We start from the raw sequence: 25,687 nt of genomic DNA, 5'->3' as shown, positions 1-25,687 counted from the left end.
GGAGAATCCCGTGGACACCCGGCTGCGCGGCGTCGACCTCACCCTCGCCTACGACGACCGCACCATCGCCCAGGACCTCGGCGTGGAGATCCCCGACGGGTCCTTCACCGTCATCATCGGGCCCAACGCGTGCGGGAAGTCGACGCTGCTGCGGGCCCTGGCGCGGATGCTCAAGCCGAAGCGGGGAGCGGTCTACCTCGACGGGGAGGAGATCCACTCGCTGCCCGGCAAGGAGGTCGCGCGGCGACTGGGCCTGCTGCCGCAGACCGCGACCGCCCCCGACGGCATCACGGTGGCCGACCTCGTGGCCCGTGGCCGGTTCCCGCACCAGAAGCTGCTGCGCCAGTGGTCGCGCGACGACGAACGCGCCGTCGACGCAGCGATGGCGTGGACCCGGGTGGGCGACCTGGCCGACCGCACCGTCGACGAGCTGTCCGGCGGGCAGCGCCAGCGCGTGTGGATCGCGATGGCCCTGGCGCAGGAGACGCCCATCCTGCTGCTCGACGAGCCGACGACGTACCTCGACATCGCGCACCAGATCGAGGTGCTCAACCTCTGCGCGCAGCTGCACGAGGAGCAGGACCGGACGATGGTGGCCGTCCTGCACGACCTCAACCACGCCGCGCGCTACGCCACGCACCTCGTCGCGATGAAGGACGGCGCGGTGCTGGCCCAGGGCGACCCGTCGCAGGTGGTGACGGCCGAACTCGTCGAGGCCGTCTTCGGTCTGCCCTGCGTCGTCGTGCCGGACCCGGAGACGGGGACGCCGCTCGTCGTGCCCCGCGCCCGCACCAGCCGCCTCGGCCGGGACGCCCCGCAGCACTCCCAGCACGGCGTGGGCACGCGGGAACCGGCCTGAGCCCTCGACCCCCCGGTCCCGGGCCCGCGCGCAGGCCCCTTAGCGTGTCGCAGGTGCACCCCGGACACGTCGGCCGCCTCGGACTCGTCGTGCACCCCGTGCGCGACACCGTCGAGCAGGCCCGCGTCGTCGAACGCTGGGCGAGCGAGCACGGCAAGGAGGTCGTCGGGCTCCGCACGGACGCGACCCGGCTGCCGGACTCCGTGACGCGGGTCGGTGTCGAGGAGTTCGCCGCCACCGTCGACGCCGTCGTGAGCCTGGGCGGCGACGGCACGATGCTCGGCGCCCTGCGCCTCGTCGCGGGGAGCAAGGTGCCCGTGCTGGGCGTGAACCTCGGCCACCTGGGGTTCCTCGTCGAGCTCGAGCCGAGCGAGCTGCCCGGCGCCCTGGAGCGCATCGCCGCCGGGGACTTCACCGTCGAACCGCACCTGTCGCTGCGCACCGAGCTGCACACCGGCGACGAGCGGCGCGAGGCCGTGGCGTTCAACGACATCGCGCTGGCCCGCACGCCCGGCAAGGGGACCGTGACGGCCGCGCTGTCGGTGGCCGACCAGCGCATCGGCTACCTGCGCTGCGACGCCATCGTGCTGGCCACCCCGACGGGGTCGACGGCCTACAGCTACGCGGCGGGCGGGCCCGTCGTCTCCCCCGCCGCCGACGCCCTCCTCGTCACCCCCGTGGCGCCGATGTCCGGCATCGGGCGGCCGATCGTCCTCGGCGTCGACGAGACCGTCCGCCTGGAGCTGCTGGAGGGGTCCGGACCGCCCGTGGTCGAGGTCGACGGGATCGCCGCCGGCGAACTGCCGCCGGGGTCGGTCATCGAGGTGCGCGCCGAGCGCGACGCCGGGCACGTCATCCGCCTCGACGCCGCCGGTCACGGCCGGCGGGCGCGCGTGAAGCTCAGCCTCCTCGACCTGCCGCTGCTGCCCGAGGAGATGCTCGAACTCGTGCCGAAGGAGCTGCGCCGCAGCGAGTCCACGCGCACCCGCTGACCCGCGCGGGGTTCGGCGGGGTCAGCGGGAGCGGCGGTCTCAGTCCGCCGCGGTGGCGTCGGCGCTCGAGCGGGCCGCCGGCAGCGCGGACGCCGGGGCGCTCGCGTCCTGCTGGGCGGCGGACCGTCCCGTCGAGGTGGCCGTCGGCTCCGACGTCGACCGGCTGCCCGAGGTCGGGGTGTCCGTGGGCGAGCTCGTCGAGGTCGGGTCGTCCGTCGCGGTCGCGGTGGCGGACGAGGTGGGCTCGTCCGTCGAGTCGGCCGTCGCCGTGTCCGTGCTCGTGGCCGTCGCGGTGTCCGTGGCGGTCGCGGTGTCCGTCGGGGTCGCCGACGGGGTGTCCGTCGGGGTCGGGGTGGACGGAGCCTGGGTCAGGGAGTTCCCGACGATGCCCTGGCTGACGGGCGAGGTGGTCCCCTGCCGCTCGGCCGCGACGCTCTGCCCGCTGACGGACTCGTAGACGAAGATCCCGCCGACGCTCAGCACGAAGGCGAGGACGCCCAGCAGAACGGCGTTGCGCGCGCGGAACCCCCTGCGCCGCGGCGGTTCCGGCGTCGGGGACCCGGGGGTCGGCACGGGCTGGCCCTCCTCGACCGGCGGGTCCGCGCGGTCGGGGTGCTCGTCCTGGGCGGGCGGGACGGGCCCGGTGCGCCGCTCGCGGGCCTTGCGGGCGGCCTCCAGGACACGGTCGCGGCTCGCGCCGAGGTAGTGCCCGTAGACCGCCGCGGCCGTCGACGCGATGACGCTGCCGAGGGCCGCGCCGACGAGGGTGCCGTAGGTGCCGAGGGACTTCAGTCCGGCCAGCAGGACGGCGGAGGTCACGGCCGCGCCGGCTCCGCCCGCGATCTGCAGCCAGTTGATGGTCAGGGTCGTCCGCGTGGGGGGTGTCTGCTCGCTCATGCCGCCACCCATGGTCGCAGGCGTCCCACGGCGGTCCGGGCAACGCCCCGGTCGGGTCCTGTGAAGGCCCTGGTCCGGGCCCCGCCGGGAGCGGGGTCGCGCCGAGGCTCCGGCCCCGCCAGAGTGTGGGCCATGACGATCCTCGTGCAGGACCTGAACCAGTGGAAGGGCGCGCCCGTCCTCGACGTGAGCGACGCCAAGGTCGGGACCCTCGCGTCCGTGTACGTGGAGGCCGCCACCGACGAGTGGCTGTTCGCCGCCGTCGAGACCGGCCTGGTGGGGTTCAAGAAGGTCGTCCTCGTCCCGCTGGACGGCGCCGCGGTCGGCCGTCACGACATCCGGGTCGCCTTCCCCAAGGAGACCGTCAAGGCGGCCCCCACGTTCGGCACCGACGAGGAGCTCGGCCCGGACGACGAACCGCGCATCTACGCCCACTACGCCATGGACTACGCCCCTGCCGACACCCCGAGCGGGCGGCGGCTCGCGCGCCGCTGACCCACCCGCTCCCTCACTCGCGCCCGCTCCTGCTCAGGAGCGGGCGCGCTGCATGGCGTCGCTGACCTCGCCGACGAGCTCCTCGAGCACGTCCTCGAGGAAGACGACGCCGGTCACCGCCCCGTCGGCGTCCACGACGCGCGCGAGGTGCGCGCCGGTGCGGCGCATCGCGGCCAGGGCGTCCTCGACCTCCTCGCCCGCGCCGAGGGTCCCGAGCGCGCGGATGCGCTTCTCGGGCACGGGCTCGGCGTAGCGGTCGGGGTGCTCACCGGGGTCGGCGTACAGGATGTCCTTCAGGTGCAGGTACCCGTGCAGGTCGCCGGCGGTGTCCACGAGCGGGAACCGGCTGAACCCCGTGCGGGCCACGAGGGCCTCCACGTCGGCGGGCGAGGAGCCGACGGGCAGCGTCCGCAGGTCCGCCAGCGGGACGGCGATGTCGCCGACCGTCCGGTCGGAGAACTCCAGCGCACCGGTGACCAGGCCGCCGGAGTCGTCGAGCGTCCCCTCCCGGCGGGACTCCGCGACGATCGACTGCACCTCCTCGACGGTGAACGCGCTGGACACCTCGTCCTTGGGCTCGACGCCCATGAGCCGCAGCGCCGCGTTCGTCAGCGCGTTCAGCGCCCGGATGAGCGGGCCGATGACCCGGCCGATCGCGACGAGGGGCGGGGCCAGGACGAGGACCGCGCGGTCCGGGCCGGCGATCGAGAGGTTCTTGGGGATCATCTCCCCGACCACGACGTGCAGGTACGTCACGATCGACAGCGCGATGACGAGGGAGACGGGGTGCACGAGCACCTCGGGCAGGTGCACGGCGTGGAACAGCGGTTCGAGCAGGTGCGCGATGGCCGGTTCGGCCACGGCCCCCAGGCCCAGGGAGCACAGCGTGACCCCGAGCTGGCAGGCCGCCAGCATGAGCGAGACGTGCTCCATGGCCAGCAGGGCCGACCGGGCGCGGGCGCTGGTCTCGGCGAGCGGCTCGATCTGGCTGCGCCGGGCGGACAGCACCGCGAACTCGGCGCCGACGAAGAAGGCGTTGCCCAGGATCAGCAGGGCGGCCACGACGAGGGATGCCTGGTTGCTCACGCCGGACCCCCGTCCGCCACGGCCCCGGCCGGCTCCGCGCCGACCGCAGGGCCCGGGGAGGGGCGGGGCCGCAACCGCAGCCGCTCCACCCGCCGGCCCTCCATGCGCGCCACGCGCAGGACCGCACCGTCGACCTCGACCTCGTCCCCGACGACGGGGATGCGGCCGAGCCGGGCCATGACGAACCCGCCGACCGTCTCGTAGGCCGGGTCGTCCGGCACCTCGACGTCGGTGGCGTCGCGGACCTCGTCGGGCCGCGCGAGGCCGGGCACCGTCCAGGACGCGTCGCGGTGCTGGCGCAGCCCCCCGCGGTCGCGGTCGTGCTCGTCGGAGACGTCGCCGACGATCTCCTCCACGAGGTCCTCCAACGTCACGACCCCGGCCGTGCCGCCGTACTCGTCCACCACCACGGCGAGCTGCAACCCCTTCTGCCGCAGCTGCAGCAGCAGCGGTTCGAGCGTGAGGGAGTCCGGCACGCGCCGGGCGTCGGTCATGAGCGCCGCCGCGGGCACGTCGTGCCGGCGCGACGGCGGGACGGCCACGGCCGCCTTGAGGTGGACGACGCCGCGCACGTCGTCGTCGTCGTCCCCGGTCACGGGGAAGCGGGAGTGCCCCGTCGCGCGGGCGCGCGCGACGACGTCGGCCGCGGAGTCCTCCAGCCGCACGACCTCCATCCGCACCCGCGGGGTCATCACGTCGGCGGCGGTCTGGTCGCCGAACAGCAGCGAGCGGCTGATGAGGTTCGCCGTGCCCTCGTCGAGGGTGCCCATGTCGGCCGAGCGGCGGACCAGCGCCGCCAGCTCCCGGGCCGAGCGGGCCCCGGACAGCTCCTCCTGCGGTTCGACGCCGATGGTGCGCAGGAACCAGTTGGCGCTGCCGTTGAGGACGCGGATGAGCGGTCCCGTGAACCAGGTGAACCCGCGCTGCAGCGGCGCGACGACACCCGCCGTCCGCAGCGGCACCGACAGCGCGAGGTTCTTGGGGATGAGCTCGCCCACCACCATCGAGAACGCCGCGGCGATGACGACGCTGACGATCCCGGCGACGGTGTCGGCGAGCCGTTCGGAAAGGCCGAGGGAGGTCAGCGGGCCGTTCAGCAGGGAGGCCAGGGAGGGTTCGGTGAGGTAGCCGACGAGCAGCGTCGTGAGCGTGATGCCGACCTGGGCGCCCGACAGCTGGGTCGACAGCGTCCGCAGCGCGGGCAGGACGCCGGCGGCGCGCCGGTCGCCGTCCTCGACGGCCTTCTCGACGGTGAACCGGTCGAGGGTGACGAACGCGAACTCGGCCGCGACGAAGACGGCGGTGCCGAGGGTGAGGAGGATCCCGACGAGCAGGAGGAGCCACTCGGTCAGCACCCGGGGTCCCCCGGTGAGAGCTCCCCGGCGACCGCCGGGCGCGGATGGTGGCTGCTGGAGTGAGGGTCGGGGTCGACCCGTGCATCTGAGCTCATGGCGATAGCGATGGTAGTGGCACGTTCCGGGACCGGGCCCGCCCAGGCCCGGCGTCCACGGACGGCGCAGCGGCACCGGCCCGCGCGCCCCCGGGCGGGTGAAACGTCCCGGGAACGGCTCAGGAGGGCGCCCACCGCGCCGAGACAGGACCGTGACCGCAGGACCCACCCAGAGCTACGGCCGACAGGCGCCGGCCGTCCGCTGGCGTTCCCGTCCGGTGCTGGCGGTCCTGGTCCGCCTCACGGCGACCTTCGGACCGGTCCTCGTCGCCCTCGCCCTGGGGGCCGCGGCCGCCCGGTGGCTCCCCGCCGACCGCGTGGGTCTGCCCGGGCTCGCGTGGCTGGTCCTCGTCGTCACCGGGTCGAGCGCCGTCCTGTTCGGCCTGACCCGCTGGCTGCGGCGCCTCGTCCCGCTGTCGGCCCTGCTGCGACTGAGCCTCGTCGTGCCGGACAAGGTCCCGAGCCGCTTCGCCGTGGCGCGCCGGACGTGGTCCCCCTCAGCGCTCCCCCGCGCCGCGACCGGCGGGGCGGGCGACTGGCTGCTGCACCTCGTCGGCACGCTGGCCAGCCACGACGCCCGCACGCGCGCCCACGCCGAGCGCGTCCAGGCGTACGCCGCCCTCATCGGCCGCGAGATGGGCCTGTCGTCGCAGGACGTCGACCGGCTCAGCTGGGTGGCGCTGCTGCACGACGTCGGCAAGGTGCACGTCCCCGTCGAGATCATCAACAAGGCCAGCCGCCCCACCGCCGAGGAGTGGGCCTGCCTTCAGCAGCACCCGGCCCACGGCGAGCACCTCGTGGAACCGTTGCGGGACTGGCTGGGCGACTGGCTGGACGGGGTCGTGCAGCACCACGAGCGCTGGGACGGGCAGGGCTACCCGACGGGTCTGGCCGGCACCGGGATCTCCCTCGCGGCGCGTGTCATCGCCGTCGCGGACACCTACGACGTGATCACCTCGGCCCGCTCCTACAAGAAGCCGATGTCGGCCGAGCAGGCGCGGGCCGAGCTGACCCGTTGCGCCGGAGCGCAGTTCGACCCCGACGTCGTCCGTGCGCTGCTCGGCGTCGGGATCGGCCGGCTGCGCTTCGTCGCCGGACCGACGACGCTGCTCGCGTCCCTGCCCGGGGTGGGTTCCGCACCGGCGCAGGCGGCCTCCGGGCTGTCCGCGGCCGCGCAGACGGCCGGCGGGCACCTGCTCGGGGCCGTCCTGACGGCCTCGCTCGGGGTCGGCACCGGTGCCGTGGCCGCCGGGGCCGTCGCCGACGTGCTGCCCGCCCAGGTGGCGCAGGCCGCGGTCGACAGCGCGTCGACGGCCCCCACTCCTGCGGCCCCGCCGCCCACCAGCACGCTCGCCACGGCCCCCGTCTCCCCGGGCACCCCGACCGCTCCTGGCGTCCCGGCCGACCCGGCCTCCACGTGGACGCCCCGGGCGGGGGCCGACCCCTTCCGCCCGCTGACGACCCTCAGCGGTGCGGGCGCGTCCACGGGGGCCGCGCCGTCCGGCGGTTCGTCGTCCGCGGGCACCCCTGCGCCCACCCCCGCGCCCACCCCCGCGGGCACCCCCTCCGGCACGCCCTCTCCGACCCCGAGCAGCCCGTCGGGCACCCCCTCGGGCGGTGGTGGGGACGGTGGTGGCGGCTCCGGCCGGGACGCCCGCCGCCCCGACCGGCCGCCCCACGTCGGCCCCCACCCCCGCACCCACCGCCGCACCCACCACCGCACCGACGGCCGCGCCCACCACCGCGCCCACCACGGCACCCACCAGCGCCCCCACCTCGGCACCGACGTCCGCCCCGAGCGCGACGCCCACCACCCCGACGAGCGCCCCGACGCCCACGTCGACCCCGACCGGCACGCCCACCACCAGCCCCACCACCAGCCCGACCCGCACCCCGACCGCGAGCCCGACCAGCACCAGCCCGACAGCGAGCCCGACCCGCACCCCCACGACGAGCCCGACCGCCGGTCCCACCGCCAGCCCCACGAAGAGCGCCGGCGCGGACTGCGCGCGGGCCCGCGCCGGTGCCCGGGACCTGTCCGGGGCACGGCTGGACGGGTGCAGCCTGTCCGGGGTGAACCTCAGCGGCCGCGACCTGCGGGGAGCGGTCCTCGCGGGGAGCGACCTCACCGGCGCGAACCTCTCGGGCTCGGACCTGCGCGGGGCGGTCCTGGACCGCACCACCCTGACCCTCGCGAACCTCAACGGCGCGGACCTGCGCGGGGCGACGTTCCGCGGGGCGACCCTGCTGCTGACCAACCTGTCCGGAGCGCACTGGGACAGCGGCACCTTCTCGGGTGCGGTCGTCCTGTCGGTGACGGGCTTCCTGGGGACCCTCGTCGGTTCCTCCCGCTGACGGCGGGAGCGGGGTCGCCGCGCCTCAGAACAGCGTGTCCCCGCCGAGGAACGTCTCGAGCGGGGTGACGCAACGGCGCGCCGCCCGCAGCAGGGAGTCGTGGCCGCACCCACCGGCCACCAGGGCCGTCGCGGTCGGGACGGCGGCGGCCATCGCGTGTGCGGCGGCGCCGAAGAACGCCGGGGACTTCTCCCCCGTGAGCAGCAGGGCGCGCGCCGGCAGGTCGGCGTAGACGTCGGCGGGCCCGTCGAACTGCAGACCGGCGCGCGTCTCGGCGAGCACCTGCGGCAGCCGGGCGGCCGTGGAGCGTCCCCACTCGGTACGGGCGAGCACACCGCCGAGGAGCCGCTGGACGCGCTCGGTGCGGGCCACGGCCTGCAGCGAGGACGTCCGCAGGTGCCGGTCCAGGTGGGCCAGCGCCAGCTCGGGGGCGTTCGTCGCGAGCGCCCGGGCGGCCTGCTCCAGCGCTTCCTCCGGCACCGACCCGTCGATGGGCAGGACGGCGTCGTAGACGGCGACGCGGTCGACGCACCGGTCGAGCAGCCCGGCCGTGGCCAGCAGCGCGACGAGCCCCCCGAGCCCGTGGCCGAGGACGAGCCGGGCCCCCGTGCGCGTGAGGACCGCACCGAGCAGGGCGACGTCGTCGGCCACGGCGTAGCCCGCCCCGTCCCGGCCGGTCTGCTCCCGGTCGTAGCGGTGCACGGTGAAGCGGGCCGCGAGCCGGTCGGCGAGCTTGCCGTAGTCGGCCGCGGGCCGGGCGCCGTGGACGAGGACGAGCCCCGGCCCGGCGCCGGACGTGACGACGTCGACGGGCGAACCGTCCGCGCGCCGCACGCCCTCGAGGATCAACCGGTCACCACCCCGTGGGGAGCGGGCGGCCCTCGTCGTAGCCGGCCGAGGACTGCAGGCCGACGACGGCGCGCTGCGCGAACTCCGGCACGGTGCGCGCCCCCACGTAGGTGAAGGACGACCGGACCCCGGAGGTGATCTGGTCGAGCAGGTCCTCCACGCCCGGCCGGGCGGGGTCGAGGTGCATGCGCGAGGAGGAGATGCCCTCCTCGAACAGCCCCTTGCGGGCGCGCTGGAACGGGGAGTCGGCGCGGGTGCGGGCGGCGACGGCGCGCGCCGAGGCCATGCCGAAGCTCTCCTTGTACTCCCGGCCGCCCGCGTCGACGGCGAGGTCGCCCGGGCTCTCGTGGGTGCCCGCGAACCACGAGCCGACCATGACCTGGCTCGCCCCGGCCGCCAGCGCGAGGGCGACATCGCGGGGGTGGCGCACACCGCCGTCGGCCCAGACGTGGCCGCCGAGCTCGCGCGCGGCCTGCGCGCACTCCAGGACGGCGGAGAACTGCGGGCGCCCCACGCCGGTCATCATCCGCGTGGTGCACATGGCACCGGGGCCCACGCCGACCTTGACGATGTCCGCGCCGGCCCCGATGAGGTCGCGCACCCCCTGCGCCGTGACGACGTTGCCCGCGACGACCGGCACGGCCGGATCCAGGCCCCGCACGGCGCGCAGCGCCTCGAGCATCTTCTCCTGGTGGCCGTGGGCGGTGTCCACCACGATCGCGTCGATCCCCGTGTCCAGCAACGCCTTCGCGGTGGCGGCGACGTCGCCGTTGATGCCGACGGCGGCGGCGATCCGCAACCGGCCCTGCGCGTCGAGGGCGGGCTTGTAGACGGTGGAGCGCAGCGCGCCGGTCCGGGTGAGGGCACCGACGAGGACCGGCCCGTCACCCTCGTCGCGCACGACGGGCGCGAACCGGCGGCGGGTGGCGTGCAGGACGCCGAACGCGGCCTCGAGGTCGTCCTCGACCGAGGCGTCCACGGTCACGGGCTCGCGGCTCATGACGGTGCCGACCTGGGTGAAGCGGTCGACGTCGGCGCAGTCGGCCGCGGTGACGACCCCGAGGACGTGCCGGTCCTCGTCGAGGACGACGGCCGCACCGTGCGAACGCTTGGGGATCAACGCGAGGGCGTCGGCCACCGTGTCGTGCTCGCGCAGGACGACGGGCGTCTCGAAGACCGGGTGCCGGTCCTTGACCCAGGCGACGACCTCGGCGACGACGTCGAGCGGGAGGTCCTGCGGCAGCACGACGAGGCCGCCGCGGCGGGCGACGGTCTCGGCCATGCGCCGGCCCGCGACGGCCGTCATGTTGGCGACGACGACCGGCACCGTGGTCCCGGTGCCGTCGTCGGTCGACAGGTCGACGTCCAGCCGCGAGGTCACCGCCGACCGGGACGGCGCCAGGAAGACGTCGTTGTAGGTGAGGTCGTGGCGGGGCCGCTGGCCGTCGAGGAAGTGCACGCCACCAGGGTAGGTGGCGGTCACCCCGTCGATCCCCGTCCGCCCTGGGAACGCCTCAGAGCCGGAAGGAGCCCACCGCGGCGCGCAGGTCGGCGGCGGCGCCGGAGACCTCGTCGGCGGCGGCCTGGGTGGCCCCGGCGTCCGACGTCGTCCGTGCAGCGGCCGAGGCGATCCCGGAGATGTTGTTCGTGATCTCCTGCGAGCCGTTCGAGACCTCCGAGACGTTGCGCACCATCTCGGCGGTCGTGGCGGACTGCTCCTCGACAGCGGCGGCGATGGTCGCCTGCAGGCCGTCGATGCGGCCGATGACCTCGGTGATCTCGCCGATGGCGGCGGCGGCCGAGGCGGCGTCGGCCTGGGTGGCGGCGACACGGCCGACGATCTCCTCGGTCGCCCGGGCGGTCTGCTGGGCGAGCTCCTTGACCTCGCCAGCGACGACGGCGAACCCCTTGCCCATCTCCCCGGCCCGGGCCGCCTCGATGGTCGCGTTGAGCGCCAGCAGGTTGGTCTGCTCGGCGATGGAGGTGATGAGCTTGACGACGTCGCCGATCTCGCGGGAGGACACCGACAGGCGCTCGAGGGTGGCACCGGCCTCCTGCGCCGAGGCGACGGCCGCCGACGCGACCGAGGAGGCGTCGGCCGTGGAGGCCGCGATGTCGCGGATGGCCGCGCTCATCTCGTCGCCGGCGGCGGCGACCGTGCCGACGTTGGCGGCGATGTCGCCCGAGGCGAGCAGGACGACGTCCGCCTGGGCGGAGGACTCCGCCGCGCCGGAGGACAGGCGCTGCGAGACGTCGGTGAGGGCACCGGAGGCCTGCTGCAGACCCTCGGCGGAACGGCCGATGGCGCGGACGGTGGCGGCCACCTGGTCGAGCGCGGTGTTCAGGGCCAGCGCGGTGCGTCCGACCTCGTCCCGGCCGACGACCTCGACGCGCTCGTCGAGGCGACCGGCGGCGAGGGCCTCGGCGACGCGGCGGGTGCGGTCCAGCGGCCGGGAGATCGAGCGGGTGATGACGACGCCCATGGCGACCGCGAGCGCCAGGGCGCCCAGGGCCACGGCGCCGACGAGCAGACGGGCGGTCCGGTAGTCGGCGGCGCCCTCGGCCGCGTCGCGGGCAGCGGCGGCGGTGAAGGTGTCCTGGACGCGCTGCAGCTCGTCGTTCGTCGTGGACTGCCCGATGCCGCCCGCGGTCACGGGGACGGAGTCGTCGTTGCGCGTGTCCATCATCTTCTGGGCCTGGCCGGCCAGGGCGAGGTCCATGAGGACGGAGGTGCCGGCCGTGTACTCGTCCAGGGCCTTGTCGACGGCGTCGAGCTGGGCGGCCGGCACGACGGTGGCCTGGTCGCGGAACGTCTTCCAGGTCGAGCGGACGTCGGCGAGGGTCTCGTCGAAGGTCGCCTCCGCCTTCGGCGAGGGCGCGAGGGCTGTCGCGAAGAGGTCCTTGGTGGCGCGCTGGTACTGCGTCCGCACCTGCCCGAGGGTCTGCTGGCCGGTGACGTACTCCGCGCTCACCGTCTGCAGGCGGTCCTGCGCGCTCGCGAGCTGCACGAGGCCCACCCCCGCGGCGGCGAGCAGCAGCACGCACAGCACGGCGAAGCTGGCGGTGATCTTGGTGCTGACCCGCAGGTCGAGCAGGAACCGCGGCACGTCGTCTCCCGGGTGCGTCGCGCGAGCGCCGTCGGACGAGCGGCGCTCAGCTCCATCGACGGGCCGGGACGCCTCCTGAGACGCAGGTCACGCAGCGTGCTCGCGGAGAGCGTGTGCAGGGCTCGTGCACACAGCCGCCGTCCGGCTGCTGTCCGGGTTCACCGGGCCCGGACCGTCCTACGCTGGCCGTCATGAGCATCGGAACCACGTCGGCGCCCCAGGGTGGCGGGCACCAGAACGGTCAGCCGCCGCGCACGGCCGTCGTCGTCGAGGACGAACCCACCATCGCCGACGCCGTCGCCCGCCGGCTGCGCGCAGAGGGCTACACCGTGGAGACGGCCGGGGACGGCCCGTCGGGAGTGGAGCTGTGCGAGCGGGTCTCCCCCGACGTCGTGGTGCTCGACGTCATGCTCCCGGGGTTCGACGGCCTCGAGGTCTGCCGCCGGGTGCAGGCGTCGCGGCCGGTGCCGGTCCTCATGCTCACCGCGCGCGACGACGAGACCGACAAGCTCGTGGGCCTCGGCGTGGGCGCCGACGACTACATGACCAAACCCTTCTCGATGCGCGAGCTGGTCGCCCGCGTCAACGGCCTCGTGCGGCGCGTGGAGCGCGCCCGGGCCCTCGTGGGGGCGCCGGAGCCGGCGACGGAGGCCATGCGCTTCGCGGTCTCCGACGGCGAGCTGGAGATCGACCGCGCCCAGCGCCGGGTCCGCCGGGCCGGGAACGAGGTGCACCTGACGCCGACGGAGTTCGACCTGCTCGTGTGCCTGGCCGAGTCCCCGCGCACGGTCCTGACCCGCGAGAAGCTGCTCGAGGAGGTGTGGGACTGGGTGGACGCCTCCGGCACCCGGACCGTCGACAGCCACGTGAAGGCGTTGCGCCGCAAGCTCGGTGCCGACCTCGTGCGCACCGTGCACGGCGTCGGCTACGCCTTCGAGCCCTCCGGCGGCCAGGAGGCCCTGTGACGAGCGGCGCCTCCCCCGACCCCGCGGGCACGGGCCTGACCGGCCCGATCCCCATCAGCGGGGCCGCCCACGACGCCCGGGTCCGCGCGGCGAAGACCGCGACCCGCCGGCCCTGGCCGGACGTCCGGCCGCTGGACCCGGTCCACTCGATCAAGACCAAGCTCGGCCTGCTCGTCGCGGCGTCGGTGACGCTCGCCTCGCTGCTGGTGTGGGCGGGCCTGCGGCTGGCCGAGATCCACATCGGTCCCCGCTACACGCTGCCCGCCTCGATCGTCGTGACGCTCGTCTTCACCCAGCTCCTGGCCCGCGGCATGACGTCGCCGCTGCGCGAGATGACGGCCGCGGCGCGGGCGATGGCGACCGGTGACTACTCCCGGCGGGTGCGCTCGACGTCCAACGACGAGGTCGGCGAGCTGGCCGACGCCTTCAACCGCATGGCCGAGGACCTCGAGGCCGTCGACCGCGAGCGCCGCGAGCTCGTCGCGAACGTCAGCCACGAGCTGCGCACGCCCGTCTCGGCGCTGCACGCCGTCATGGAGAACCTCGTCGACGGGGTGACCGAGCCGGACCAGGAGACGCTCAACACCGCGCTGGCGCAGACGGAGCGGCTGGGCCGGCTCGTCGAGCAGCTGCTGGACCTGTCCCGGCTGGACGCCGGGGCCGTCGAGCTGGACCGCGAGTACCTGGCGCTGGAGCCGTTCCTGGCGCAGGCGACCCGCGCGATGAAGATGACGGGCCGCGACGTGGAGTTCGTGCTCGACGTCGACCCGCCGGACCTCGACGTGCTCGTCGACTCCGCGCGCCTGCACCAGGTGGTGGCGAACCTGCTGGACAACGCCTCCCGGCACTCCCCGCCGGGCGGGAAGGTCTTCGTCTCGGCCGTGGCGGTGGGTCAGGTCGTCCGCATCACCGTGCAGGACCAGGGCCCGGGCATCGCCGACGCCGACCGCGAACGCGTCTTCGAGCGCTTCCAGCGCGGGAGCGCGCGCACCGACGGGGGCACCGGTCTGGGTCTGGCCATCGCGCGGTGGGCGGTGCAGCTGCACGGGGGCACCATCCGTGTCGCGCCGACCCCGCCTGAGGGCGGGTGCCGCATCGACGTCCACCTCCCCAGAGTCACGGACGACGCACCTGGTGTGACGAAGACCGCAGGGTCGGCGGCGGCCCGCCCCTAGGGCGGCGGGCAGCCGCATACCACACCGGGATAGGGTGGACGAGCGCCCGCAGTCGATCACGAACACCCGTTCGGTCATCCAGGAAGAAGGCGACACCGCCGTGCCATCACAGCCCTCGCACCACGAGGACAAGATCGCAGCCACCTTCGGTCCCAACGAGTGGCTCGTGGACGAGCTGTTCGAGCAGTACAAGGCCGACAAGAACTCCGTCGACAAGGCGTGGTGGGACTTCTTCGAGGACTACTCCCCGGCGGAGAACCCGGCCGGGTCGACGAGGTCCTCGGGCGCGAACGGGACGAACGGCACCAACGGCTCGGCCCAGGGCACGCTCGACAAGGGGACGACGGGGTCCACCACCTCGACCACCCCTCCGCCGCCCGCTCCCACGCCCGCCCCCACCCCCGCCCCGGCGGAGGCGCCCGCGGAGCCGGCGGCGAAGGCTCCCGAGAAGGCCCCCGAGAAGGCTTCGGAGAAGGCCCCCGCGAAGGCCCCGGCCAAGCCGGTCGAGAAGCCCGCCGCGAAGGCCCCCGAGAAGCCCGCGGACGCGCCGGCGGCCCCGGCCGAGGACACCGTCTCCCCGCTGCGCGGCCCCGCCGCCCGGGTCGTGACGAACATGGAGGAGTCCCTCGAGGTCCCCACGGCGACGAGCGTGCGGGCCGTGCCGGCCAAGCTGCTGGTCGACAACCGCATCGTCATCAACAACCACCTCAAGCGCGCCCGCGGCGGCAAGGTGTCCTTCACGCACCTCATCGGCTTCGCGGTCGTCGAGGCCCTGTCGGCCATGCCGTCGATGAACGCTGCGTACACGACGGACGCCAAGGGCAAGCCGGCCGTCCTGCAGCCCGCGCACGTCAACCTCGGCATCGCGATCGACCTGCCCAAGTCCGACGGTTCGCGCCAGCTCATGGTGCCCGCGGTGAAGAACTGCGAGAGCAAGGACTTCGCGGAGTTCTGGGCCGCCTACGAGGACGTCGTGCGACGGGCCCGCGGGGGCAAGCTGACGACGCAGGACTTCGCCGGCACGTCGATCTCGCTGACGAACCCCGGCACCATCGGGACGGTCCACTCGGTCCCCCGCCTGGTCAAGGGCCAGGGCGCCATCATCGGCGTCGGCGCGATGGAGTACCCGGCCGAGTACCAGGGCGCCAGCGAGGAGACGCTGACCCGGCTGGCCGTCAGCAAGGTCATCACCCTGACCTCGACGTACGACCACCGCATCATCCAGGGCGCCGGGTCCGGGGAGTTCCTGCGGATCGTGCACACCAAGCTGCTCGGTGAGGACGGGTTCTACGACCGCGTCTTCCAGGCGCTGCACATCCCGTACCAGCCCATCCGCTGGACGCCGGACATCTCCATCAGCCACGACGACCAGATCAACAAGACCGCGCGGCTGGTCGAGCTGATCCACGCGTTCCGGGTGCGCGGCCACCTCATGGCCGACACCGACCCGCTGGAGTACAAGCAGCGGATGCACCCCGACCTCGAGATCGAGACGCACGGCCTGACGCTGTGGGACCTCGACCGCGAGTTCCCCACCGGGGGTTTCGGCGGCAAGGCGCACATGAAGCTGCGCGACGTGCTCGGGGTGCTGCGCGACTCCTACTGCCGCACCGTCGGCATCGAGTACATGCACATCCAGGAACCGGACCAGCGCAAGTGGATCCAGGACCGGGTGGAACGTCCCTACGCCAAGCCGACCGCGGCCGAGCAGCTGCGCATCCTGCGCCGCCTCAACGCGGCCGAGGCGTTCGAGACGTTCCTGCAGACGAAGTACGTGGGGCAGAAGCGCTTCTCCCTCGAGGGCGGGGAGTCCGTCATCGCCCTCCTCGACGCGCTGCTCTCGCGCGCGGCGACGAACGGGATGGACGAGGTCTGCCTCGGCATGGCCCACCGCGGCCGCCTCAACGTGCTGACGAACGTGGCCGGCAAGAGCTACTCGCAGGTGTTCCGCGAGTTCGAGGGCATGCAGGACCCGCGCACGGTGCAGGGGTCCGGCGACGTGAAGTACCACCTGGGCACCGAGGGCACGTTCACCGGCGAGGACGGCGAGCAGACGAAGGTCTACGTCGCCGCGAACCCCTCCCACCTCGAGGCCGTCGACCCGGTGCTCGAGGGCGTGGCGCGGGCCAAGCAGGACCGCATCAACCTCGCGGGCGCCTCGTTCCCGGTGCTGCCCGTCCTCATCCACGGGGACGCGGCCTTCGCCGGTCAGGGCGTCGTGGCCGAGACGCTGAACCTGTCGCAGCTGCGCGGGTACCGCACGGGCGGCACGGTGCACGTCGTCATCAACAACCAGGTCGGGTTCACCACGGCCCCGGCGTCCTCGCGCTCGTCGGTGTACTGCACCGACGTCGGCCGGATGATCCAGGCGCCGATCTTCCACGTGAACGGCGACGACCCCGAGGCGTGCGTCCGCGTGGCGCAGCTGGCGTTCGAGTTCCGCCAGGAGTTCGACAAGGACGTCGTCATCGACATGGTCTGCTACCGCCGCCGCGGCCACAACGAGGGCGACGACCCTTCGATGACCCAGCCGCTCATGTACAACCTCATCGAGAAGAAGCGCTCGGTGCGCAAGAGCTACACCGAGGGCCTCATCGGCCGCGGGGACATCTCCGTGGAGGAGGCCGAGGAGGCGCTGCGCGACTACTCGGCCCAGCTCGAGCGCGCGTTCGCCGAGACCAAGGGCACCAAGAACGGCGGTTCCGGCGACGGCGACAGCCGCGGTGGCCTGGAGAAGCCGTCCGCGCAGGAGGCCGACGAGCAGGCGCCCGCGCAGGCGCGCGAGACGGCCGTCGACGCGGCCGTGCTCAAGCACATCGGCCAGGTGCAGGCGAACCCGCCGGAGGGTTTCACCGTGCACCCCAAGCTGCGCCAGCTCCTCGACAAGCGCGCGCAGATGTCGACCGAGGGCGGGATCGACTGGGGCTGGGGCGAACTGCTCGCCTTCGGCTCGCTGCTCATGGAGGGCACGCCGATCCGGCTCTCGGGCCAGGACTCCCGCCGCGGGACGTTCGTCTCCCGGCACGCGGTCCTCACCGACCGCGTGACCGGCGCGGAGTGGACCCCGCTGCTGTACCTGGGCCGCGAGGGCGCCGAGCAGGGCAAGTTCTGGATCTACGACTCCCTGCTCTCGGAGTACGCCGCGATGGGCTTCGAGTACGGGTACTCCGTCGAGCGCCCCGACGCCCTCGTGCTGTGGGAGGCGCAGTTCGGCGACTTCTTCAACGGCGCGCAGACCGTCATCGACGAGTTCATCGCCGCCGGTGAGCAGAAGTGGGGCCAGCGGTCCTCCGTCGTCCTGCTCCTGCCGCACGGCTACGAGGGCCAGGGCCCGGACCACTCCTCGGGCCGCATCGAGCGGTTCCTGCAGCTGTGCGCCGAGGACAACATGACCGTCGCGGTCCCGTCCACGCCCGCCAGCTACTTCCACCTGCTGCGCCGGCAGGCGTACGCGCGGCCTCGCCGTCCGCTCATCGTCTTCACCCCGAAGTCGATGCTGCGCCTGAAGGCCGCGACGTCGGCCGTCGAGGACTTCACGACGGGCACGTTCCAGGAGGTCATCGGCGACCAGGGCGGGCTGGACCCCGCCACCGTCGACCGGGTGCTGCTGTGCTCGGGGAAGGTCTACTGGGACCTCGTCGCCGAGCGCACCGCGCGCGGTGACACCTCCACCGCGATCGTGCGCCTGGAGCAGCTGGCCCCGCTGCCGGTGCAGCAGGTGCTCGCGGTCCTGTCCCAGTTCCCGAACGCCGAACCGGTGTGGGTGCAGGAGGAGCCGGCGAACCAGGGCGGCTGGTGGCACGTCGCGATGGGCCTGTTCCCGTCGCTGGCCGCCAAGCTGCGCCTCGTGTCGCGGCCGGCCTCGGCCTCCCCCGCGGCCGGGTCGGCCAAGCGCCACCAGGCCGAGCAGCGCGCGATCGTCGAGGACGCCTTCCGCCGCTGACCACCCGCCGTCGACCAGGGACCCCGTCACCCGAGAGGGTGGCGGGGTCCTTGCGTCCGACCGACTATCCTCGCCCCGGACCCGGAGACCACCGGGCCCCACGGACGACGAGGAGCACGACCCGCGTGAGCGAGGACCAGCAGTGAACGGCCGCTACGACGTGCGGGTGTGCCTCGTGGGCGACGAGTTCGTCACCGGGGTCGGCGACCCCCGAGCGCTGGGCTGGGTGGGTCGCGTCTCGGCCCGCACCCCGCGCGAGGACCGCGACGTGACGTTCTTCCCGCTCGGCGTGCCCGGGGAGACGACGACCGAGCTGAACAACCGCTGGCGCGAGGAGACCTCCCGCCGGTTCGTCGGCGGCGACGAGCACCGCCTCGTCGTGGGTCTCGGCCACGCCGACCTCGACGCGGGGACGACGCTGGCGCGCAGCCGCCTCAACCTCGCCAACGTCCTCGACGAGTGCGAGGCCCGCGGGCTGCCGACCCTCGTCGTGGGCCCCACGCCCGTCTCCGACGCCGAGCGCAACGACCGGATCGGCGACCTCGCCGACGCGTTCGCCGACGTCTGCGCGCGCCGCCGGATCGCCTACGTCGACACGTTCTCCCCGCTGCTGGAGCACGAGGACTGGTACGCCGACCTCGCCGCCTCCGACGGCACGCACCCCGGCCAGGCCGGGTACGGGCTGCTGGCGTGGCTCGTGCTGCACAGCGGTTGGTACGACTGGCTGGGCGTCCCGCAGCCGTGACCCGCCCGGTCGTCCCCCGGTGAGGTTGCACGACGGGGAACCGCCCGCCGGGCCGTGGCGTCGCGCCACGGCCGGCGAGGTCCTCGACGTCCTGCTGGCCGGGCTCGACCCGGCGGGCCGGACGGTCGTCGCGGTCGACGGCCGCAGCGCGGCCGGCAAGACGACGCTGACCGCGGCCCTGCACACCGAGGCGACGCGGCGGGGCGTGCCCTGCGCCGTCGTCCACACCGACGACATCGCCTGGTTCCACGCGTTCTTCGACTGGGCCGACCTGCTCGCCGACGGCGTCCTGCGTCCCTTCCGCGCCGACGGCGCCGTGCACTTCGTCCCGCCCGCCTGGCGGCCCCGCGGCCGCGAGGGGGCCGTCGAGGTGGCCGCCGGGACCCGCCTGCTGCTCGTCGAGGGGGTCGGCGCCGGCCGCCGCGCGGTGAGCGCGCTGCTCGACGCCGTCGTGTGGGTCCAGTCCGACGTCGACGTGGCGCGCGTGCGGGGACTGGCGCGGGACGTCGCCTCCGGGGTGAACGGCGACGCGGCGCAGACGGAGGCGTTCTGGGACGAGTGGGACCGCGAGGAGGTGCCGTTCCAGGCGGCGGAACGGCCGTGGGACCGCGCCACGCTCGTCGTCGCCGGCTCCCGCGGCGCTCAGGCCCCCGGGACCTTCGAGGTCAGCCCAGGACCCGCCGCCAGTACCGCTCCGGAGCGTCCAGGAAGAACCGCCAGTTCCTGACGACCGGCAGGTCCTCCCAGTCGACGGGCGTCAGCCCCCGCTCGTCGACCTGCAGGATCCGCGCCCCGGGCAGCGCCGTCAGCAGCGGGGAGTGCGTGGCGCACAGCACCTGCCGGCCCTCGGCCGCCATGCGCGCGAACGAGGCACCCAGGACGAGCTGGTTCTCGAAGGACAGCGCCGACTCCGGTTCGTCGAGCAGCAGCAGGCCGACCTGGCGCATCCACGCCGCCTCGAGCACGCCGAGGAACGACTCGCCGTGGCTGAGGTCGTGCAGCCCGGAGTGCGCCTCGGACCCCACGTCGCGCAACCAGGAGTAGAAGCGGTGCATCGTCTCGGCCCGCAGGAAGAACACCTCGCGGAACCGGGACGTCCCGCGCACCACCTGCAGCCGCTCCCCCAGCCCCGAGCCGTCCACCGGGTCCTCGTCCCGCCCCGGCGCGTGGCGGCGCAGCCCGCCCTCAAAGTGGACCCCGAGCGCGTGGCCGATCCCCTCCACGAGCGTCGACTTCCCGGCCCCGTTCTCCCCGACGAGGAACGTGACCCCCGCCGGGACCTCCAGACCGCGGGTCAGCAGCTGCGCCACCGCCGGGACCGCGTCCGGCCACCGCGCGGCGTCCACGACCGCACCCGGAGCGGGCCGCAGGCCGCGCAGCAACCGGTCCGCGCGGCGGGCAGCGGCAGCGGGGGTCACGGGTCCAGGATGGCCCGGTGCCCGTCGCCCTCCTCGGTCCGGTCCTGCGCCACGTCGACGCCACCAGCGCCACGGTGTGGGTCGAGGTCGACGAACCCGGTCTCGTCCACGTCGACGTGCGGCTGCCCGACGGCACCGTGCGCACCGCCTCGAGCCCCACGCTGACCCTGCACGCCCACCACTTCGGGCTCGTCGTCGTCGAGGACCTGCCGGCCGGGGCGTCGCTGCCCTACGGGGTCCGGCTCGACGAGGCCCCGGTGTGGCCGCCGCCGCGCGCGGGCTGGGCGTGGCCGAAGAGCCGCATCCGGACCGCCTCCCCGGGGGCCGAGGTCCGCATCGCCTTCGGGTCCTGCCGCCGCGCGGGCGACGACGGTGAGGAGTCCACGCGGCTCGTCGGCGTCGACGCGCTGTCGGCCATGGCGCACCGGCTGCGCGACGACGCGCTGGCCCCGCCGCCGGACCTCCTGCTCTTCGTCGGGGACCAGGTCTACGCCGACGACCCCAACCCCGGCATCGTCGACCGGCTGCGGGAGCGGCACGCCGGACGCCCCGACGAGGACCCCGAGGTCCGCGACGAGATCGGGGACTTCGAGGAGTACACCTGGCTCTACCACGAGACGTGGGGGCCGGACCCGGTGCGCTGGCTGCTGTCGACCGTGCCGACGTGCATGCTCCTGGACGACCACGACCTGCGTGACGACTGGAACACCTCCGACGTGTGGCGCGCGGAGGTCTCGCAGCGGCCGTGGTGGCGCGAACGGGTCACCGGCGCCTTCGGCAGCTACTGGATCTACCAGCACCTCGGCAACCTCTCCCCCGCCGAACTGGCCCGGGACCGCCTGCTGGCTGTGCTGCGCGAGATCGAGGACGACGACGAACGGGACGAGGTCCTCGACGAGTTCGCCCGCACCGCCGACGCCGACCCGTCCTCGGCGCGGTGGAGCTTCACCCGCGAGCTCGGCACGACGCGGCTCGTCGCGGTCGACTCCCGGTGCGCCCGCCGTCTGACGCCCGGCGAGCGGCGGATGACCGACGCGACCGAGTGGGAGTGGATCCGCGAGGAGGCCCTGGCCCCCGGTGCCCGCCACCTGCTGCTGGCGACGACGCTGCCCGCGTTCCTCCTGCACGGCATCCACCACGCCGAGACGTTCGACGCCGCCGTCGCGGACGGGCGGTTCGGCCGTCGGGCGGCGGGGTGGGGCGAACGGTTGCGGCAGGCCGCCGACCTGGAGCACTGGGCGGCCTTCCACCCCTCGTTCGTCGACCTCGTCGCCCTCCTCGGGCAGGTCGGCCGCGCGCCGGAACCCCCCGCCAGCGTCCTCGTGCTGTCCGGTGACGTGCACTGCAGCTACACCGCACGCGTCGACGTCCCCGGCGTGGACCCGGACCGCACGGTCGTCCACCAGCTCGTGATGTCCCCCTTCCGCAACCCCCTCGAACGCGGCATGCAGATCGCCAACCGCGTCCTGGACCGCGGTCCCGTCCGGGCGCTGGTGCGCGGGCTGGCGCTCCTGGCCGGTGTCCGCGAGGCGGACGTCGCGTGGGAGGTCGAGCACGGACCGTGGTTCGACAACGGCGTCATGACCGTCGTGCTGGGTCCGGACGGGACGGCCGGGGTCGAGGTGGAGCACGCCGGACGCTGCCAGGGGCTGCCCCGGTTGCGCCGCACGCTCACCCGCACGCTCACGCGCCCCCGCACGCGCACGATGCGTGGCGCACCGGGTCCTAGTGTGACGAGTGCGTTACGAACGGGGGTTTGACCGGGCGGGTTGCACATCCACCCGTTCACCTGGTCCACACTGTGCTCGCTCGACACCCGCCACCGGAGGTACCCGTGCCTGCTCGTCCCACCGTCCGCCGCTCCCTGCTGGTCACCGTCGGTGCCCTCGCCGCGGTCGGCCTCACCGCCGCCGGCTGCGGCTCCGACTCCCTGTCCGGGGGGTCCGGCTCCTCCTCCTCCACCACGTCGGCCGCGCCCTCGGGCAGCGCCGACGCGTCCCTGAAGGCGATGCTGCCCCAGAGCGTCCAGGACAGTGGTGTCCTGCGCGTGGGCACCAACGCCGAGTACGCGCCCAACGAGTTCCTCGAGGGCACGACGATCAAGGGCATGGACATCGACATCATGAACGCCGTGGGCGCCAAGCTCGGCGTGAAGGTGGAGTACTCCAACGCCAGCTTCGACTCCCTCATCACCGGCGTCACCGGCAACCGCTACGACGCGGCCATCTCCTCGTTCACCATCAACGCCAAACGGCTCGAGGCGGTGAACATGGTCCAGTACTACAACGCCGGCACCCAGTGGGTCGTCGCCAAGGGGAACCCCGAGGGCATCGACCCCGACAACGCCTGCGGCCAGGCCGTCTCGGTCCAGACCGGCACCACCCAGTCCGACGACGACCTGCCCAAGCGCCAGGAGGCCTGCAAGGCCGCCGGCAAGCCGGAGATCCAGGTCCTGTCGTTCGACTCCCAGGAGGACGCCACCGCGGCCGTCGTCCAGGGCCGGTCCAAGGCCATGCTCGCCGACTCCCCGATCGCCGCGTACGCCGTCAAGCAGACCGGCGACAAGCTCCAGCTCGCCGGGGACGTCTACGACGCCGCCCCCTACGGCATCGTCGTCCCCAAGGCCGAGACGCAGGCCGCGCAGGCCATCTCGACCGCCCTCGGGGAGATCGCGAAGGACGGCGCGTACGAGGCCGCGCTGACCCCGTGGGGCGGGGAGAACGGGGCCGTCACCGAGTTCCCGGTCAACCCCGCCGCGTCGTGACGACCCCGGACGGCCCGGGCGCTGCGGAGGACGAGCGACCCGGGCGGATCGACGCGGTCGAGGTGCGCCACCCGTGGCGGTGGGTGGCGCTCGCCGTCATCGCCGTGCTCGCGCTCATGCTCGTGCACCTGCTGGTGACGAACCCGGCGTTCGACTGGCCGTTCACCCTCGAGGTGATGAACCAGACGATCGTCATCCGCGGCCTGCTCGTCGGAACCCTGTTCACGACGGTGTGCGCGATGGTCATCGGCATCGTCGGCGGGGTTCTCCTCGCCGTGCTGCGGTTGTCCGACAACCGCGTGCTGGCCGGGACGGCGTGGGCGTTCACCTGGTTCTTCCGGGCCGTCCCGCGCTACGTCCTGCTGTCCATCACCGGCGGTCTCGGCGCCCTGTTCGCGACGGGGCTCTCGATCGGCGTGCCGTTCGACTTCCTGCTGACGCAGTGGTTCGGGACCCCCGACCTGCGGCTGCTGACGATCTCCCAGACGAGCCTGTACGCCCTGTTCGGCGGCGTGTTCGGCGGCATCGTGGGCCTCGGCGCGTCCGAGGCCGCGTACATGGCCGAGATCGCCCGCGCCGGGCTCCTCAGCGTCGACAAGGGCCAGCACGAGGCCGCCGAGGCCCTCGGCATGTCCAAGCGGCTCGCGATGCGGCGGATCGTCCTGCCGCAGGCGATGCGCGTCATCGTGCCCCCCACGGGCAACGAGGTCATCGCCATGCTGAAGGACACCTCGTTGCTGGCGGCGATCCCCGTCACGACGGAACTGTTCTTCCGGGTGAGCCAGATCAAGAACACGACCTACCAGGTCATGGCCGGGAACATGGCGGCCGTCCTGTACTACCTCATCGTCACCTCGATCCTCATGGTCGGGCAGTACTTCCTGGAGAAGCGGTTCAGCCGCGGGTACGGCGGGACACCCGCGCGACGTCCCGCGGCCGCCGGCGTCTCCCTGGGCCCCGGGGGTGCCAAGTGAACGGACCCCAGACCCAGCCGCTGGTGAAGGCGCGCAACGTCCACAAGAACTTCGGCGCGGTCGAGGTGCTGAAGGGCATCGACCTCGACGTCCACGCCGGCGAGGTCGTCTGCCTGCTCGGTCCGTCGGGGTCGGGCAAGACGACGTTCCTGCGCTGCATCAACTCCCTGGAACGCATCGAGGCGGGCCGCATCTGGGTCGACGGCGACCTCGTGGGCCTGGCCGAGCGCGGGGGCCGGCTGCACCGGCTGAACGACGTGGAGATCGCCCGGCAGCGCCGCGACATCGGCATGGTGTTCCAGCGGTTCAACCTGTTCCCGCACATGAGCGCCCTGGAGAACGTCGTCGAGGCGCCCATCCGGGTCCGCGGCGTCGCCAAGGCCGAGGCGCACCGGCGCGCGCACGAACTGCTCGAGCGGGTCGGCCTGGCCGACCGGGCGCAGAACTACCCCGCCCAGTTGTCCGGCGGCCAGCAGCAGCGCGTCGCGATCGCCCGGGCGCTGGCGATGCAGCCCAAGCTCATGCTGTTCGACGAGCCCACCTCGGCGCTGGACCCCGAACTCGTGGGCGAGGTGCTGGCCGTCATGCGCGAGCTCGCGGCCGACGGCACGACGATGCTCGTCGTGACGCACGAGGTGGCGTTCGCCCGGGACGTGGCCGACCAGGTCGTGTTCATGGACGGCGGGGTCGTCGTGGAACGCGGCGCCCCGGCCGACGTCATCGGCAACCCGCGCGAGGAACGCACCCGGACGTTCCTGGCCCGGATGCTGCACGACGCGCAGGACCAGCCCCCGGCCTAGCCGCGCCAGAACTCCCGCAGGCTCCCGGCGACGACGCCGGGAGCGGCGCTGGCCGCGACGTGCGACTGGCCCTCCCACACGACCCGACGGGCGTGCGGGAGGGCCGCCGCCAGGGCGTCCATGCCCGAGGCCAGCGGTTCCCAGGTGTCGGCGCCCTCGGCCAGCAGGACCGGCACCGCCGGCCGCAGCGCCGACCAGCGCGTCACGTCGACGGCGTCGCCGGCGAGGGCCTCCAGGTCGTGGGTCCAGCCCTCCTCCAGCCGGGCCGCCTCCAACGGGTCCGGGTCGGCGAGGGTCGACATCGCGGCCAGCAGGGGTTCGGGGACGCGGGAGACCTCCCGGGCCAGCAGGTCCGCCGCGGCGCGGTGCTCCTGCGCCGCCACGAGGCCCCGGTACCGGACGAGGACGTCCTCCAGGTGCGGGCCGGCCAGCAGCAACGGCGGTTCGACGAGGGCGAGCGAGCGGATCCCGGCCGGTTCCGCGAGCGCCGTGTGCAGGGCGAGCGTCGCCCCGTAGCTGACGCCGAGCAGGTGCACGTCGGACTCGGTGACGGCCCGGACGGTCTCCAGCAGGGTCCGCACGTCGTGCACCTCGGCCTCGAAGCTCTTGCGGCCGAAGCCGTTGGGGCTGGGCGGGTAGCCGCGGCGGGCGAACCGCCACACCTCGAAACCGTCCAGGTGGGCCGCGAGCGGGGCCAGGGAGTGCAGGCCGCCGCCGGAACCGTGCAGGGCCAGGACGGGTTCGCCGGTCCCGCTGCGCCGCACGGCGAGCCCGCCGATGCGGTCGGTGGTGACTGTGTCCACGAACCGCAGC

At 74.2% G+C, this 25,687-nt stretch carries 21 protein-coding genes and 1 pseudogene; 14 read left to right on the top strand and 8 right to left on the bottom strand.

The genetic code is table 11. The features are described from left to right. Positions 1–10: 10 nt before the first annotated feature. Both AB1207_RS16560 and AB1207_RS16555 read left to right on the top strand, forming a co-directional pair. Positions 11–859, top strand: a complete 849-nt coding sequence (locus tag AB1207_RS16560; RefSeq protein ID WP_367639488.1) for an ABC transporter ATP-binding protein — start codon at positions 11–13, stop codon at positions 857–859. 53 nt (positions 860–912) lie between these two features. Beyond that, on the top strand, positions 913–1,851 hold the full coding sequence (locus AB1207_RS16555) for an NAD(+)/NADH kinase (protein ID WP_367639487.1): 939 nt from the start codon (positions 913–915) through the stop codon (positions 1,849–1,851). A 39-nt stretch (positions 1,852–1,890) separates the two neighbouring features. Here the strand turns inward: AB1207_RS16555 and AB1207_RS16550 are convergent, their stop codons facing one another. Continuing rightward, complete coding sequence (locus AB1207_RS16550) at positions 1,891–2,748, bottom strand: hypothetical protein (RefSeq protein WP_367639486.1); 858 nt, start codon at positions 2,746–2,748, stop codon at positions 1,891–1,893. A gap of 132 nt (positions 2,749–2,880) precedes the next feature. On the opposite strand from AB1207_RS16550, the gene AB1207_RS16545 reads away from it, so the two are divergent. Further along, on the top strand, positions 2,881–3,243 hold the full coding sequence (locus tag AB1207_RS16545; protein WP_367639485.1) for a PRC-barrel domain-containing protein: 363 nt from the start codon (positions 2,881–2,883) through the stop codon (positions 3,241–3,243). Positions 3,244–3,276: 33 nt separating this feature from the next. Here the strand turns inward: AB1207_RS16545 and AB1207_RS16540 are convergent, their stop codons facing one another. Both AB1207_RS16540 and AB1207_RS16535 read right to left on the bottom strand, forming a co-directional pair. After that, on the bottom strand, positions 3,277–4,329 hold the full coding sequence (locus tag AB1207_RS16540; protein WP_367639484.1) for a hemolysin family protein: 1,053 nt from the start codon (positions 4,327–4,329) through the stop codon (positions 3,277–3,279). Next, positions 4,326–5,684 carry a hemolysin family protein gene (locus tag AB1207_RS16535; protein WP_367639483.1) on the bottom strand — a complete coding sequence of 453 codons (1,359 nt, stop codon included), beginning with the start codon at positions 5,682–5,684 and terminating at the stop codon, positions 4,326–4,328. The genes AB1207_RS16540 and AB1207_RS16535 overlap by 4 nt, the downstream gene beginning before the upstream one ends. A gap of 193 nt (positions 5,685–5,877) precedes the next feature. On the opposite strand from AB1207_RS16535, the pseudogene AB1207_RS16530 reads away from it, so the two are divergent. Both AB1207_RS16530 and AB1207_RS16525 read left to right on the top strand, forming a co-directional pair. After that, positions 5,878–6,813, top strand: a pseudogene (locus tag AB1207_RS16530) (HD-GYP domain-containing protein); the annotation flags it as partial. A 436-nt stretch (positions 6,814–7,249) separates the two neighbouring features. Then, a complete protein-coding gene (locus AB1207_RS16525) occupies positions 7,250–8,134 on the top strand; it encodes a pentapeptide repeat-containing protein (protein ID WP_367639567.1) in 885 nt (294 codons plus the stop codon). 24 nt (positions 8,135–8,158) lie between these two features. Here AB1207_RS16525 and AB1207_RS16520 read toward each other — a convergent pair whose 3' ends face one another. The 3 genes from AB1207_RS16520 to AB1207_RS16510 are packed head-to-tail and all read right to left on the bottom strand — an operon-like array spanning position 8,159 to position 12,090. Further along, a complete protein-coding gene (locus tag AB1207_RS16520) occupies positions 8,159–8,968 on the bottom strand; it encodes an alpha/beta fold hydrolase (RefSeq protein WP_367639482.1) in 810 nt (269 codons plus the stop codon). Positions 8,969–8,987: 19 nt separating this feature from the next. After that, positions 8,988–10,442, bottom strand: a complete 1,455-nt coding sequence (locus AB1207_RS16515; protein WP_367639566.1) for a GuaB1 family IMP dehydrogenase-related protein — start codon at positions 10,440–10,442, stop codon at positions 8,988–8,990. 55 nt (positions 10,443–10,497) lie between these two features. After that, complete coding sequence (locus AB1207_RS16510) at positions 10,498–12,090, bottom strand: methyl-accepting chemotaxis protein (RefSeq protein ID WP_367639481.1); 1,593 nt, start codon at positions 12,088–12,090, stop codon at positions 10,498–10,500. 191 nt (positions 12,091–12,281) lie between these two features. Here AB1207_RS16510 and AB1207_RS16505 point away from each other — a divergent pair, with 191 nt between their 5' ends. The 5 genes from AB1207_RS16505 to AB1207_RS16485 all read left to right on the top strand — a co-directional run bounded on the left by AB1207_RS16505 (position 12,282) and on the right by AB1207_RS16485 (position 19,645). Then, the gene (locus tag AB1207_RS16505; protein WP_367639480.1) at positions 12,282–13,055 is read left to right on the top strand and encodes a response regulator transcription factor; all 774 of its coding nucleotides are present in this window, start codon (positions 12,282–12,284) and stop codon (positions 13,053–13,055) included. Beyond that, positions 13,052–14,230: a sensor histidine kinase gene (locus AB1207_RS16500; RefSeq protein ID WP_367639479.1), complete on the top strand. Its 1,179-nt coding sequence runs from the start codon at positions 13,052–13,054 to the stop codon at positions 14,228–14,230. Before AB1207_RS16505 ends, AB1207_RS16500 begins: the two co-directional genes overlap by 4 nt. A gap of 100 nt (positions 14,231–14,330) precedes the next feature. Further along, positions 14,331–18,173, top strand: coding sequence for a multifunctional oxoglutarate decarboxylase/oxoglutarate dehydrogenase thiamine pyrophosphate-binding subunit/dihydrolipoyllysine-residue succinyltransferase subunit (locus tag AB1207_RS16495; RefSeq protein ID WP_367639565.1), 3,843 nt, complete (start codon positions 14,331–14,333; stop codon positions 18,171–18,173). Positions 18,174–18,315: 142 nt separating this feature from the next. Then, entirely contained in the window at positions 18,316–18,918 is a 603-nt protein-coding gene (locus tag AB1207_RS16490) for a GDSL-type esterase/lipase family protein (RefSeq protein WP_367639478.1), read from the top strand. A 19-nt stretch (positions 18,919–18,937) separates the two neighbouring features. Then, a complete protein-coding gene (locus AB1207_RS16485; RefSeq protein ID WP_367639477.1) occupies positions 18,938–19,645 on the top strand; it encodes a uridine kinase family protein in 708 nt (235 codons plus the stop codon). Here the strand turns inward: AB1207_RS16485 and AB1207_RS16480 are convergent. Continuing rightward, positions 19,584–20,336 (bottom strand): AAA family ATPase, encoded by a 753-nt coding sequence (locus tag AB1207_RS16480; RefSeq protein WP_367639475.1) that lies wholly within the window; start codon positions 20,334–20,336, stop codon positions 19,584–19,586. The genes AB1207_RS16485 and AB1207_RS16480 overlap by 62 nt on opposite strands. Positions 20,337–20,353: 17 nt before the next feature. On the opposite strand from AB1207_RS16480, the gene AB1207_RS16475 reads away from it, so the two are divergent. The 4 genes from AB1207_RS16475 (at position 20,354) to AB1207_RS16460 (ending at position 24,874) form a co-directional block, all read left to right on the top strand. Continuing rightward, entirely contained in the window at positions 20,354–22,096 is a 1,743-nt protein-coding gene (locus tag AB1207_RS16475) for a DUF7800 domain-containing protein (RefSeq protein ID WP_367639474.1), read from the top strand. A gap of 74 nt (positions 22,097–22,170) precedes the next feature. Continuing rightward, positions 22,171–23,100, top strand: coding sequence for an ABC transporter substrate-binding protein (locus AB1207_RS16470; protein WP_367639473.1), 930 nt, complete (start codon positions 22,171–22,173; stop codon positions 23,098–23,100). Continuing rightward, a complete protein-coding gene (locus AB1207_RS16465) occupies positions 23,097–24,074 on the top strand; it encodes an amino acid ABC transporter permease (RefSeq protein WP_367639472.1) in 978 nt (325 codons plus the stop codon). Before AB1207_RS16470 ends, AB1207_RS16465 begins: the two co-directional genes overlap by 4 nt. Next, a complete protein-coding gene (locus AB1207_RS16460) occupies positions 24,071–24,874 on the top strand; it encodes an amino acid ABC transporter ATP-binding protein (RefSeq protein WP_367639471.1) in 804 nt (267 codons plus the stop codon). Before AB1207_RS16465 ends, AB1207_RS16460 begins: the two co-directional genes overlap by 4 nt. On the opposite strand, the gene AB1207_RS16455 is transcribed toward AB1207_RS16460, so the two are convergent. Beyond that, positions 24,871–25,677, bottom strand: a complete 807-nt coding sequence (locus AB1207_RS16455) for an alpha/beta fold hydrolase (RefSeq protein WP_367639470.1) — start codon at positions 25,675–25,677, stop codon at positions 24,871–24,873. The genes AB1207_RS16460 and AB1207_RS16455 overlap by 4 nt on opposite strands. Positions 25,678–25,687 lie beyond the last annotated feature (10 nt).

The organism is Kineococcus endophyticus (assembly GCF_040796495.1).
In the GTDB taxonomy this organism is placed as follows: domain Bacteria; phylum Actinomycetota; class Actinomycetes; order Actinomycetales; family Kineococcaceae; genus Kineococcus; species Kineococcus endophyticus.
The sequence above is the reverse complement of the archived record's forward strand: the minus strand, read 5'-3'. Positions and strand labels throughout refer to the sequence as shown.